The following is a 13,421-nucleotide window of genomic DNA, read 5'->3' as shown; positions in this document are numbered from 1 at the left end:
CTGTAAGACTTCTTACCCTATAGACGTCTGAAATCTGAAAACAGCACTAGTTAAGTCAAAAATGCTGGCACAGTCAAATATATGACGCACCGTTCGGACCAACCGAGCCCGTTCAGCCGAACAGATGGTAAACCTTCGACGCACTTTCCGCTCGATTGATCTGCGACATCTCTTCGAAAATCGCCTGGCGTTCGCCAGTCGTCACCTCAAGCAACTGCTGATAAACCGCCAGCAGGCTTTCCAGCTTTTCCCGCAAGGCATCTTCGTCAACCGGCACATTGTTGAGCGCCTCATCGATCACCGCACGGCAACCCAGATCCAGCTCACCAATGGCATCCCAGTTGCGCTCGGCCAGGGCATCGACCAAAGCGTCGCGGGTCTCGTCAATCCGTTGCAGGGCGTGGCTCATGACATCATCCTCAGGCCCAAGGGCCTACAGTGTTGCAATACCGTCCCAGCCTTCCTTGAGCGTAATCATCAGGCCGGCTACTTCGTCGATCATGGTGACATCGCTCTTGCTGTTGGCTTCCAGCAGGCGCGTAGTCATATAGGCGTACAGATTATCAAGTTGCTGCAACGCGGCCGGATCGTCGGTTTTCTCCGGGTTCAGGCCGTCACGCAAACCGATCAGAATGTCGATCGCCTTACCCAGCAGCAGGCCCTTTTGCGCGATGTCACCACGAGCCATGGCGCCTTTGGCCTGAGCCATGCGATCCAACGCGCCTTCCATCAGCATCTGCACCAAGCGATGCGGGCTGGCTTCGGAGATTTGGGCATGGGAATTGACCTTCTGGTATTGGCGAAGGGCTCTCATGGGATTCATGTTTCTACCTCGTGACAGGCAACAGCTAAAAAGAATGGGCTCTGATTATTATGTCGACGGCGTTGCAAAAAACTTTAAGCCGACGGTCTGGCGAAGGGCACGCCCGAACAAGGTGATCCCTTGCCGGGCGACCTCAGTGAGGATCAACTGGTCTTCGGATTATTCAGTGCGTTAAGTGTGGTCATGACACTGGAGCGCTGACTGGTAAGCTGAGCCACCAGGTTGTTCATGGTGGTGTATTTGTCGGTCAGGGTCTTTTTCAGGGCAGCCATACGCGCGGTCAAAGTATCCTGCTGGGTCTGCAGATCCTTGATGTTGCTCGACAACGTCGTCGAACGCGTAGCCAGAATCCCGGTACCACTCAGCGCATAGCTGTCGGTTGCGGTCTTCATGCGCGCAAGCAAACCCTTGTCACCGTTGAAGATACCGCCGATGTCGGTAGGGTTGGTCAGCACTGCCGCGTTGAAGATCTTGTCATCAATACTCAGCTTGCCGGTTTTCTGATCCGTGTTCACACCGAACTGGGCCAGGGATTTCAACGCCCCTGTCCCGCCCATTGCGTTCAGCTCAGTACGGATGGCCGACTGCAAAGTGCGCATGGTGGCATCACCCGTCAACGCAGAAGACGTTGTGGATCCGTCGGCATTGGTGGTCACGGCGGTTTCAGTGTTGATTGCTGTCATCAACGCGTTGTAGGTGTCGACAAAGCCCTTGACCGAACTCTTGAGGGTATCGTTGCTTCTTGCCACTGTGATGGTCGAAGCGACGCGTTGAGCCGTTGGATCGGTAACCCCGGTCGGCAACGGCGACACTGCCGTCAACTTGATGCTCACACCACTGATCGCATCGGTCAGAGTATTACTCTTTGACTCCTGAGCCGTACCGTCAATGGTGTACTTCGCGTTCTGTGGAGCGCTACCGACGACCGACGTACCGGCTTCCAGGCCAGAGTTGCCCCCCACTGTAATGTCAGTACCGACGCCTGTATTGGTCGACGTCAGCACCATACGAGAGCCGGTGGAGTCAGTCAGGATGTTGGCACTCAAGCCCGAACTGCTCAGCTGTGCGTTGATCGAGTCCCGCACCTGCTGCAAGGTGGCGCCCGGTGGCACGCTGACAGCGTAGTTCTGGCCCGACTGCGAAATCGTCAGCGACGTGGCTGTGGTGCCTTTATTGACGACCGTGTTCGCACCGCCAGCGTAAGTCTGGGTCGCAATCTTCGAGGCCGTCGCCAATTGGTTGACCACCAACTGATAACTACCCGCAGAGGCACCCGCACCCAAGGTAACGCTGGAAACAGTGGCATCCGATGTGGTTGCCGTCAGGCCGCCAATACTGGCGTCCTTGGCCATGTTGTCCATGGCACCACGAAAAGCGTCGAGCGCCGCTTGAATTTTGCCGATCGAGGACAACTGGGCAGTCGACGTCTGCGTCTGCTTATTGATCTGCGACTGCTTGGGTGCCTGTTCCGCGTTCACCAATGCCGTCACGATAGCTTGGGTATCGATGTTCGTAACTGGGCCGCTAACCGATATATCACCCATGACTGTTCTCCTGATCCGGGGGCTGGCGCTTTCTTGACGGACGACGCCTCAAGTAGCGACAGCAACAAAATTCATGCCAGCTCAGACTTTCGCGTCAAACAGCACGCTACTGGCGTCGTGTAGGCTCTGCGCAAGCTTCAATGCGGCTTCCGAAGGGATCTGTCGGATCACTTCACCGCTGTCGGTCGCAATGACTTTGACCACCACTTGATGGGTAGAGTCGTCGATTGAAAATTCCAGGTTGCGCTGGGCATCCTGAACAAATTTGCGAATATCCGCCACCGCCTGTTTAAGGTCGGACGGTTTCGAGTCCTGCTGGGTTTCGACCGCGGCAACCGCAGGCTTGACCTTGGTTGTCTGCGAGTCGTTGCTCACAGGGGCAGGCGCGCTCTGCGGCGGCGCCGCAGGATAAGACAGGTTCAACTTGACGCTCATGTCCATGTCCAGTCACCTCATCACGCAAAAGACAAAAGGGCACGTAAACGCGCCCTTCCGTCAGTCATCTACCCATGGCTATTACTGAAGCAGCTTCAGTACAGCGGAAGGCAGTTGGTTGGCCTGGGACAGGATCGCAGTGGAAGCCTGTTGCAGGGTTTGTTGCTTGGTCAGCTGAGCGGTTTCAGCAGCGTAGTCAACGTCCTGGATCTGACCGCGAGCGGCAGTGGAGTTGTCGGCGATGCTGGTCAGGTTGGCCACGGTGTTGTCGAAACGGTTTTGTACAGCACCGAGACCTGCACGCTGGGAGTCGATGTCGGAGATCGCCTGGGTGATCACGTCAATCGCGTTTTGTGCGTTGGTAGAGGTGGTTACGTCAGTGTTGTTGACGGTGGTTTTCGCGGAGTTGGCAGCAGTACCGGCTGCGGCGAACACGCCCGTTACACCAGCGCCGTTCAGGGCGTAGCTGTTGGAGGAGTTCAGCGAAACCTGGCCAGTTGCGATGATCGCGGTAGCGGCCAAGGCTGTAGCAGTACCGAATGTGCCGTTACCACCTTTGGTAGCGACCGAGATACCAGCAGCACCGCCGTCACCAGCGTTGAAGGTCAGGTTCTCACCGGTGTCGGACTTGACCGACAGGGCGTTGGTCGACGAATCGTAGTTAACGCTGATGCCCAGCTTGGCAGCGTTGGACTTCAGTTGGTCAGCCAGGTCCGAAGTGCTGGTCACGCCAGTGAACTGAACTGCGGTACCGCTGCCCACTTGCAGAGTGAAGTTGGCGTTCGGAGGAGTAGCAGCAGCAATGGTAGCCGCGTTCACAGTGAACTGGGCTTCAGTGCTGGCGGTAGCGCTCAGGCCGCCGACAGCGCCGTTCATTTGAGCAGCGATCTGCTTGGCGGAAGCACCGGCAGCGATGGTCACGTTAGCAGTCTGGCCACCACCGGTAACGGTGATAGCACCACCAGCGACGCCGGTTGCGGATGGCGTCAGGGCCTGGGTTTTCAGCTGTTGCGAACCAATGTTGTTGGCCGCTACGTTACCGATGGTCATGTCGATAGTCTGGTTGGCGTTAGCGCCGACCTGGAACGAAGTAGTACCGAAAGAACCGTCCAGCAGGTTCTTGCCACCGAAGGTGGTGGTGGTTGCAATACGGGTCAATTCAGCAGTCAGAGCCGCGTATTGAGCCTGGTTCGACTTACGGTCTTCAGCGCTTGGCGAGCCGTTGGCGGATTGCAGAGCCAGGGTACGCATGCTTTGCAGGATGTTGGTGGACTGCTGCATCGCGCCTTCAGCGGTCTGGGCAATCGAGCTACCATCGTTGGCGTTCTTGATCGCAACGCCCAGGCCGTTGATCTGGCTGGTCAGACGGTTGGAGATCTGCAGGCCGGCCGCATCGTCTTTGGCGCTGTTGATACGCAGGCCGGAGGACAGGCGCTGCATGGAGGTTTGCAGAGAAGTGGAGGCGTTGTTCAGGTTCTTCTGAACAGTCAGCGACGCAAGGTTGGTGTTTACTGTTAATGCCATGACGAAATCCTCGTGGGTGGTGTACTGCGGCTTCCGGCCCTGGCAACCGCCGGGTGTGCCTAGAGAACCTTCGTAATAGTTATCGTCGTGAAGTCAGGTTGCTTGAGGACTTTTTTGATTTTTTTTACTAGCACGATGCCACCCCTTGTAATTCAAGCATTTACGCTAGCCCAATCGCCCGTAATTACCAGGTTTTCTGACGTCAAATAAAAAACGCCCAGGCTTTTTTCAAGCCTGGGCGTTTTTGTGTGCGGTGCTATCAGGGCATCACGAACGATAGAGAATCGCCGAACCCCACGACAACCCCACTCCAAAGCCGCTGATGGCAACACGTTTCCAGCTACCGTCCAGCATGTGCTTTTCCAGCAACAGCGGAATACTCGACGACACAGTGTTACCGGTCTCGACCATGTCCTTGATGAACTTCTCAACCGGTGCATCTTCGAAACGCCGGGCCACCGCGTCGACAATCGCCGCACTGCCCTGGTGAATGCAGAAGGCATCGATCTGGTCAGGCGCAAGGTTCGACTCGTCGAGCAACTCGTGCAAATGCGCCGGCACTTTGAGCAAGGCGAAGTTGAACACCTGGCGACCATTCATGAAGAACACGCCGTCGCTGACCTTCAGGTGTGGCGCACCGGAGCCATCGGTGCCGAACTTCGACTTGCCCAGTAACCACGGTGCGTCCTCGCCCATCCAGGTGGCGGTGGCGGCATCACCAAAGAGCATGGTGGTGTTGCGGTCTTCCGGGTCGACGATCTTCGAATACGGGTCGGCGGTGATCAGCAGGCCGTTTTTCAGGCCAGTGGCTTCCATGAAGCCCTTCATCGCATAGATGCCGTAGACGTAGCCGGAGCAGCCCAGGGAGATATCGAACGCGGCCACGTGGGTCGGCAGGCCCAATTTGTCCTGGACGATGGCAGCCGTGTGCGGCAAGCCTTCCTCGTCGCCGTTCTGGGTCACGACGATCAGCGCGTCGATGGATTCGCGCTTCAACTGCGGGTTGTTGGCAAACAGAGCGTTGACCGCCTCGACGCACAGGTCGGAGGTTTCCTGCGCAACATCCTTGCGCGGCAGGAACGCCGAACCGATCTTGCCAATGATGAAATCTTCATCCTTGGCGAATTTGGCGCCCTGGGCGTAGTTATCCACCCCGTCTGCCGGCACGTAACTGGCGATGCTTTTTATGCCAATCATTGTGGCTTCCCAATACTAAATAGCTGGAGAACACCCCTGGGACTGCGCCTGGAGTGCTGAAAATAAAGGGGAAACCCCCGTAAAAAACTCGCTGAAAGCCGCCTCGCAAGGACCCTGTGACGACTTATCCTTTTCACACGATACAGTGAAGATGCGCTTAATGACTCACAGGTCACTCAATTTTGTTCGCTTTGTGCAAAACCGCGCAACGTTCCTGACACCCGAAACGACAACGGCCCACCCTGTTGCCAGGGTGGGCCGTTGGTCTGGACGCCGATTACATGCGGCTGAACAGGCTCAACTGGGAGATTTTCACGAAGGCCAGCTGCGAGGCTTGCAACATGGTCTGCTGCAAGGTCAGGTCAATGGCCGCCTGCCCCATGTCCACGTTCGCGAGCGACGACATGGTGGTGGTATTGGCCAGGCCCAGGCTGGTGTTTTCCTGGCTCTGGATATCCAGGGCATTGTTACGCGCACCGATGGAGCCACGTACCTGGTCGATCTGCGCGGTCGCATTCGCCAGGTTGGCGATGCTGGTATTGACCACGTCCTTGAGCTGATTCATCGCCACCTGGCTGCCATCCGACGGCGTTTCCAGGGCCTTGCGTAACTGGCCCAGGGTATCCAGGGCATTCATGTTCTTGTTACTGGTAGCGCCGACCGAAAACTGGTCGCCGGCACCCGGCGTGCCGCTGATACCAAAGGTCACCCCTGCCGTAGTGACCGAAGTGGCACCGGCGGCGATGGTGCCACTGGCAATCGCCTTGCTGTCAGTGCTGTAAGGCTGGGCGAACACCTGGTAATCGGTACCACTGGTGAACTTGATCACCGCACCCGAGTTGGGAAAGGTGCTGGCATACGCCGCCTGGTCCGTCACACTGCCGCCGGTCAGCTGCGCCGTGGACGGGTTGCTGGCCGTGCGCGAGACACTGAACGTATCCGGCTTGCTTTCCAGGGTGAACACCTTGCCCGCTACCAGCGCATCCGAAGCGGCACCGGGCGCGACACTCGCCCCCAGGTTCAGCGAGATGTCGAACTTGACCCCACGCAGGTTGACGCTGGAAGCGCCCTCCTTGGTGGCGTCAAACGTGCCGTTACCGGGGATCTCGGACGTCACGTCATTGCCGTCTTTGTCAGTCACGCTGTATTGGGTGCTGCTGGCGAAGGTCAGCTTATAAGGCTGGCCGTCGGCAAAGTTCTTGATGTAATTGGTGCTGGAGGTGACCAGGCCTGCCGAAATCGCCACCTTGCCGTCATTGACCGCCGGCGGCAACAACGTGGTCTGGGTACGACCGGTGTTGGACGAACTTTCGAGCAGTGCCTTGCCGGTATCGCCCATGGCGATCGACAGGTTGCTCGATACCTGCAGGCTCAGCGGCGTCTCATCACCCTGGTAGGTGTAGGTGCCGTCGTTGTTGCGTATATAGGGCGGCGTGTCGGTCTTGGACCCGGAGAACATGTAGTTGCCACTGGAGTCCTTGCTGTTAAGCAGGCCCAACACATGATCTTCAAGCGCACCAACCTTGCTGGCCAGCGCCTTGCGGTCGTCATCACTGAGGCGCTGGTTACCGGCCTGCAACGCCAGCTCACTGGCCGACTGCAACGCAAGGTTGATGCTCTGCAGCACCGTTTCTTCGTTACCGAGCGAGTTCTGCAAGGTGGTGATGTTGCCGTTGAACTGGCCCAGCATGTCCTTTTGCTGCTGCAGCATCAGCAATTGGGCGGCCGCCACCGGGTCATCCGAGGCAGTTTGCACGCGAATGCCGGAACTGGCCTGGTCCTGAGCCTTCACCACGCCCGAATAGTTATCCTGGTACTTGCTGGAGCTGGTGTCGAAATACTGCTGTGTAGAGATACGCATCGTTCCAGACTCCTTTAAAGGGCGTTGATCAGCGTGCTGAAGGTTTCTTGCGCGGCCTTGATGATCTGCGACGACGCGGTGTAGTACTGCTGGAACTTGATCATGTCGCCCGCCTCCTCGTCCAGGTTGACCTGGGACACCGAGTTGCTGGCCGCCTTGTTCGCCGCCAGCAAGGCGCCGGTGGCGGTGGTGTCGGTGTTGGCCTGGGCGGCCTTGGAGCCCACCTGGGACACCAGCCGGCTATTGGCGCTGACCAGGCTCACGCCCGCGTTGCCATCCACCGCACCCACCGTCGCCTTGGTCTGCAAACCCAACAACTGCTGGGCGTTGCGACCATCGGAGGTGGCGCCGCTGTTGAAAGAAAAGGTCGTGCTGTCGCCATTGGCCGGCGTGCCGGCCACCGTGGTATCGAAGTTGAAGCTCTTGCCCGGAATCAGCGCCCCGGTGGCATCGCGCATGGGCACATTGATGCTGATCTTGTTGCCCTGGCCCGGGATGATGCTGCCGGTGCCGATCGGGTTGCCTTGTGCATCGCTGACGGTATATGGCTGGGTACCGTCCGCCGCCGGCTTGCCGAAGACCATCTTCACCGGCATCGAGTTTTCGATCCCGGTGCGCAATTGCGCGGTCGCGGCACCACCGTTGATATCAATGGGCACGGTCAAGGTAGGCGGTGTGAACGTGCCGGCGCCAGTGTTGGTCTTGCTGGCATTACCAGCCAAGGGTGCCGCAAATGCGAGCTTGTTCGGATCCTTGAGTTGGACGCCGATATTACTGGCACCCGTGGCCGTCGGGCTGACTTTGAAACTGTCACCGGCCGCTACGGGACCGGCGCCGTTCAACGCCAGGGTAAAACCATCAATCACCGGCGGCGGCGTGGTCGTGGTGTCGAACGAGCCCATCGCCTTGCCGTCCGAACGCACCACGTTGTACAGGTTGCCGCTGGTGAAGGTGACCTTGTAGTCGAAGGTCGACAGCTTGCTGGTGTCGGTAATCGTCACATTCAGATTGCCGGAGCCTGCACTGTTACCCGCAGCCGCCTGGCTGCGCTGGGCAATGGTGGCCGCAGTGTTGATATCACTGAACAGCGAGGAGCCGAAATCACTGTTCAGGTCCAGGCCCTGCCCCAACTGGGTGTTGACGCTGTCGGCGGTAGCAATGGCGATGCGCCCCAAATCGTTGATGGCCGGCATCAGCACATCACTGCGATAGCGCAACAGGCCGCCGATACTGCCGCCGGAAATCACCGAGCCGATGTCCATCTTCGTATCGCCCATGTTGAGCTGGATGGTGTACTGGCTGTTATCGGTCTTGCTCGGTACCGCTGAAATGGTATTGGCAATATTGCCCTCCACCAGCGACTGCCCGGTGCCAGTGGTGATACTGAACTGGCCGTTCTTCTCGGTGGCAGTGACGCCAATCAGCTCATTGAGCGAACGCACCGCCTCGTTACGCGCATCCAGCAGGTTGGCCGGCGCGCTGGTCGATGATCCCTGGGCGGTTGTGATCTGGTTGTTGAGCGACGCGATCGACGACGTCAGCTTGTTGACCTGATCACTCAGCGTACCCAGTTGGCTGTTGATGCCTTCTTTCTGCTGGGTCAACTGTGTGGAAATCGAGTTGAAGCGGTTGCTCAAGGTCTGCGCGCTGGTCACCAGCAGTTGCCGCGCGGAAACATCGCTCGGCGTGGCGGCGGCGGTTTGCAGGGATGAAAAGAATGCGCTGAGCGCGGCGGACATACCCGTGGATTTGTCCGACAGGGTTTTATCGATCGCCGCGGCCTGGCCCGCGTACGCGGTGGCATCGCTGTTGAGCGCGGTACTGCTCTGGTAGGCGGCTCCCAGAAAATCGTTATAAATGCGGCGCACGTCCGCCAGGGTCGTACCGCTGCCGATGAACACCCCACCGTACTGGTTGTTGGCGCTGGCGTTCTGGGTGGTCTGCTGGCGCGAGTATCCCGGAGTATTGACGTTGGCAATGTTGTTACTCAGGACCGACAACGATCCTTGAGAGGCGTTAAGCCCTGACATCCCGATACTGAGCAAACTCATGATTCAGACCTTATAAATGTGTGGTCGCGCCCGCGGCAGCGTAATTCTGGTAACTGTTCATCGTTTTAGCGATCTGCGAAATCTTGCTGGCGTAGTCCGGGTCGGTTGCATATCCGGCTTTTTGCAACTCGCGTACAAACCGCTCCGGGTTGTCGGCTGATTTCACAACTTCTTTATAGCGATCATTGCTTTGCAGCAATGTCACGAGGTCATGGAAGCTGTCCTGGTAGGAGTTATAGGAACGGAATTGCGCCGTTTCCTTGACCATCGCGCCATTGCGAAACTCGCTGGTGATCGCGCGTGCCTGGCCACCCTGCCAACTCTGGCCGGCCTTGATACCGAACAGGTTATGGCTGCTGCTGCCGTCTTCGGCGCGCATCACCGATTTACCCCAACCGGTTTCCAGGGCGGCCTGCGCCACCAGGTACTTCGGATCGATACCGATACGCGCCGCCGCCGCCTTGGCCATCGGCAACATGGTGGCGACGAACTCATCCTGCGAACTGAAGGCTTTCTTCGCCGGCGCCAGTGGCGGCTGGGCGATGGCACGGCCATACACCTGCATGCGCCCGCTCGGTACGGCGAAGCTGCGGGCGGCACTGTTGACCACGTTGTCATCGGCAGCGCTGTTGCGCAGCGGCGCAGTCTTGGCGACGGCGGCGACCTCCGTACTCGGCACGATGCCCGCCAGCAAGCGATCGGTCAGCTTGCTCGGCAAGGCAATACGGCGCTGGTTCATCAGCTCCATATCATTGGCGTGGGCATTGCTGCCTTCCGGCACCGCCACACGGTAAGCCCACAAAGGACGCTGGCCATTGGAACGCCCCAATGGGCCTTCGGCTTGCGTGCCTGCGGCAATTTCAGTCGGCACATCGACTTTCTTGACCGGCGCATCCGCTGCCGGGCCTTGCAAGGTGGCCGCCTGGGCGTCCACCGGTTTGTTCTTCTGCATCTGGCGCATGAGCACGTCGGCCAGGCCGATACCGCCCCCCTCGCGCGACAGCGAGACCGCCAGTTGCTGGTCGTACATTTCCTGATACTGCTTGGCGGCCGGGGTGTTCATCGGGTTGTCCTTGCCCAGGGCGTCGGTGGCCGAGCGCATGGACTTGAGCATCTCGTTCAAGAACAGCGACTCGAACTCCTGCGCGACTTTGCGCATGTTGCCGTCGCTGTTCTTATCACCCACCTTAAGCTGGTTAAGCCGGTTCAGGTCGGAGTAAGCCCCCGAATCCGCCGTGCTGCTGATCCCACTCTTGCGCATATCCATGGCCATGGCCTCAGATCACGATCAGGTCGGCTTGCAAGGCGCCGGCCTGTTTCAGAGCTTCAAGGATTGCCATCAAGTCGCCGGGCGCTGCGCCCACCTGGTTCACCGCACGGACAATCTCGTCCAGGGTGGTGCCGGGGCCGAATTTGAACATCGGCTTGGCCTCTTGCTGGGCATTGACCCGAGAACGGGGCACCACCGCCGTCTGGCCATTGGACAATGGCCCAGGCTGGCTGACGATCGGGTCTTCGGTGATGGTCACGGTCAGGCTGCCATGGGTCACCGCCGCCGGCGACACCTTGACGTTCTGACCGATCACGATGGTGCCGGTACGCGAGTTGATGATGACTTTGGCCACCGCCTGGCCCGGGTCGACTTCCAGGTTTTCCAGGATCGACAGGTAATCCACGCGCTGGCTCGGGTCCAGCGGCGCGGTCACACGGATCGAACCACCGTCGATGGCCTGGGCCACGCCAGGGCCGAGCATGTCGTTGATCTTGTCGACCACGCGCTTGGCCGTGGTGAAGTCGGAGCGGTTGAGGTTCAGGGTCAGGCTGTTGCCCTGGTTGAAGCCGCTCGGCACGGTACGTTCCACCGTGGCGCCGCCAGGAATGCGCCCGGCCGACGGCACGTTGACGGTGATCTTGGAGCCGTCGCGGCCCTCGGCGTCAAAGCCGCCCACCACCAGGTTACCCTGGGCGATGGCGTAGACGTTGCCATCGATACCCTTGAGCGGCGTCATCAGCAAAGTGCCGCCGCGCAGGCTTTTCGAGTTACCGATGGACGATACGGTAATGTCGACCACCTGCCCCGGCTTGGAAAACGCCGGCAGGTCGGCGCTGATGGACACCGCCGCCACGTTCTTCAATTGCACGTTGCCCGAGCCCGGCGGCACCTTGATGCCGAACTGCGAGAGCATGTTGTTGAAGGTCTGCAGGGTGAACGGCGTCTGGGTGGTCTGGTCACCCGTGCCATTAAGCCCGACCACCAGGCCGTAACCGATCAACTGGTTGGAGCGCACGCCGGAGATACTGGCGATGTCTTTCAGGCGCTCGGCCTGGGCGACTGCGCTCAGGGACAGCAACAGTGCCGCCGCCATCAGCTGTTTGAGTTTCACAATGACCACCTAGAAAGGGAACAGCGGGCTAAGGAAGAAACGGTCGAACCAGCCCGGCTGACTCGCATCGGCAAACGAACCCGTGCCCGAGTAGGTAATGCGCGCATCGGCAATCCGCGTCGACGACACGGTGTTGTCGGTGGAAATATCATCGGCCCGCACCATGCCCGCAATACGCACCAGCTCGTCACCGGTGTTGAGGGTCATCCATTTCTCGCCGCGTATGGCGATGATGCCGTTGGGCAATACGTCGGCCACGGTCACAGTGATCGAACCGGTCAAGCTGTTGCCCTGCCCCGCCGCACTCTTGCCGTTGGTGGCGCGGTCACCGGAATAACCGGCGTTCAGGCTCAGGTCACCGCTGCCCAGTGGGTTGTTGGTATTGGGCACACCCCCGAACAACGAGGTCAGGCCGATGCTGGTCTTGCTGGTCTTGCCGACCTGCGAGTTGGCGTTCTTGCTGGCCTGGGTCTTCTCGTTCAGGGTGATGGTGATGATGTCCCCCACCCGGAATGCCTTGCGGTCGCTGTACAGGTTCTGTTCAAAACCGGCCTGGTAGATCGAGCCATTGTTGGCCGCCGCCGGCAACGGTGTACGAGGCAACACCGGCGCGTAGTACGGGTCATTGGGTTTCGGCGTCGGGGCGACACAGCCCGCGAGCACGGCGATCCCACTCAATGCCAGAACAGAAACATAGCGATTCATGACCCTTACCTCACGGTGTTGCAGGCGCCCTCAAGAGCGCCCCATAGACTTGATTACAGATTCTGCGTGACGAACGAGAGCATCTGGTCGGCAGTGGAAATCACCTTGGAGTTCATCTCGTAGGCGCGCTGGGTGGTGATCATGTTGACCATCTCCTCAACCGTGCTGACGTTGGAGGTTTCCAGAGTGCTTTGCAGGGTGGTACCAAAACCGTTCAGGCCCGGGGTGCCGATTTGCGGCGCGCCGCTGGAAGCGGTTTCCAGGAACAGGTTGTTACCCATGGCTTGCAAGCCGGCGGGGTTGATGAAGTCCGCGGTTTGCAGGTTGCCGATCACTTGCGACGCCGGGTTACCGGCCACGGTGATGGACACGGTGCCGTCATTGCCCACGGTGAAGGTCTTGGCGTTGGCGGGAACCACCACGGCCGGCTCCAGCGCGAAACCGTTGGCGGTGACGATCTGGCCGTTGGAATCGAGGTGGAACGTACCATCACGGGTGTACGACGTAGTGCCGTCCGGCTGCAGGATCTGGAAGAACCCACGGCCATTGATGGCCATATCCAGTGGCTGACCGGTTTGTTGCAGGTTACCGGCATTGAAGTTCTTCTGGGTGCCGACGATCTGCACACCGGTACCCAATTGCAGGCCCGACGGCAGCTCGCTGTCCTGGGTCGATTGAGCACCTGGCTGGCGCTTGATCTGGTAGAGCAAGTCCTGGAACTCGGCGCGATCACGCTTGAAACCCGTGGTCGACACGTTGGCCAGGTTGTTGGAAATGGTGGTCAGGTTGGTGTCCTGGGCAGACAGGCCTGTTTTGGCAACCCATAGAGCCGGAAGCATGTTGTTCTCCTTCGTGCGCCTGTTTGTTGGCGCCGCGTTGCAAAATTAGTCGTCAGTC

General features: G+C 59.1%; 12 protein-coding genes. All 12 read right to left on the bottom strand.

The window, feature by feature from the left end; genetic code table 11:
* Window positions 1-112: 112 nt before the first annotated feature.
* The 12 genes from ACQRBV_RS16110 to flgG all read right to left on the bottom strand — a co-directional run bounded on the left by ACQRBV_RS16110 (window position 113) and on the right by flgG (window position 13,363).
* Window positions 113-409, bottom strand: a complete 297-nt coding sequence (locus tag ACQRBV_RS16110) for a hypothetical protein (protein ID WP_060756044.1) — start codon at window positions 407-409, stop codon at window positions 113-115.
* 24 nt (window positions 410-433) lie between these two features.
* Window positions 434-823 (bottom strand): flagellar export chaperone FliS, encoded by a 390-nt coding sequence (gene fliS, locus ACQRBV_RS16105; protein ID WP_205343408.1) that lies wholly within the window; start codon window positions 821-823, stop codon window positions 434-436.
* A 143-nt stretch (window positions 824-966) separates the two neighbouring features.
* Window positions 967-2,367, bottom strand: a complete 1,401-nt coding sequence (gene fliD / locus ACQRBV_RS16100) for a flagellar filament capping protein FliD (RefSeq protein ID WP_198762716.1) — start codon at window positions 2,365-2,367, stop codon at window positions 967-969.
* Window positions 2,368-2,448: 81 nt separating this feature from the next.
* Window positions 2,449-2,808 (bottom strand): flagellar protein FlaG, encoded by a 360-nt coding sequence (locus ACQRBV_RS16095; RefSeq protein WP_060756047.1) that lies wholly within the window; start codon window positions 2,806-2,808, stop codon window positions 2,449-2,451.
* A 75-nt stretch (window positions 2,809-2,883) separates the two neighbouring features.
* Window positions 2,884-4,326, bottom strand: coding sequence for a flagellin (locus ACQRBV_RS16090; protein WP_161549123.1), 1,443 nt, complete (start codon window positions 4,324-4,326; stop codon window positions 2,884-2,886).
* Window positions 4,327-4,593: 267 nt separating this feature from the next.
* On the bottom strand, window positions 4,594-5,523 hold the full coding sequence (locus ACQRBV_RS16085) for a ketoacyl-ACP synthase III (RefSeq protein WP_161549122.1): 930 nt from the start codon (window positions 5,521-5,523) through the stop codon (window positions 4,594-4,596).
* Window positions 5,524-5,800: 277 nt separating this feature from the next.
* Entirely contained in the window at window positions 5,801-7,384 is a 1,584-nt protein-coding gene (locus ACQRBV_RS16080) for a flagellar hook-associated protein 3 (protein WP_090369509.1), read from the bottom strand.
* Between the two features lie 14 nt (window positions 7,385-7,398).
* A complete protein-coding gene (flgK, locus tag ACQRBV_RS16075; protein WP_090369507.1) occupies window positions 7,399-9,435 on the bottom strand; it encodes a flagellar hook-associated protein FlgK in 2,037 nt (678 codons plus the stop codon).
* A 10-nt stretch (window positions 9,436-9,445) separates the two neighbouring features.
* Complete coding sequence (gene flgJ / locus ACQRBV_RS16070; RefSeq protein ID WP_060756052.1) at window positions 9,446-10,708, bottom strand: flagellar assembly peptidoglycan hydrolase FlgJ; 1,263 nt, start codon at window positions 10,706-10,708, stop codon at window positions 9,446-9,448.
* 4 nt (window positions 10,709-10,712) lie between these two features.
* Window positions 10,713-11,822: a flagellar basal body P-ring protein FlgI gene (locus ACQRBV_RS16065; protein WP_161549168.1), complete on the bottom strand. Its 1,110-nt coding sequence runs from the start codon at window positions 11,820-11,822 to the stop codon at window positions 10,713-10,715.
* Between the two features lie 6 nt (window positions 11,823-11,828).
* On the bottom strand, window positions 11,829-12,524 hold the full coding sequence (flgH, locus tag ACQRBV_RS16060; protein ID WP_060756053.1) for a flagellar basal body L-ring protein FlgH: 696 nt from the start codon (window positions 12,522-12,524) through the stop codon (window positions 11,829-11,831).
* Between the two features lie 53 nt (window positions 12,525-12,577).
* Window positions 12,578-13,363, bottom strand: coding sequence for a flagellar basal-body rod protein FlgG (gene flgG / locus ACQRBV_RS16055; protein ID WP_060756054.1), 786 nt, complete (start codon window positions 13,361-13,363; stop codon window positions 12,578-12,580).
* Between the last annotated feature and the right edge of the window lie 58 nt (window positions 13,364-13,421).

The sequence above is a fragment of the Pseudomonas sp. R11F genome (assembly GCF_050312575.1).
Lineage (GTDB): Bacteria > Pseudomonadota > Gammaproteobacteria > Pseudomonadales > Pseudomonadaceae > Aquipseudomonas > Aquipseudomonas palleroniana.
This window is presented reverse-complemented; position numbering and strand designations above follow the sequence as displayed.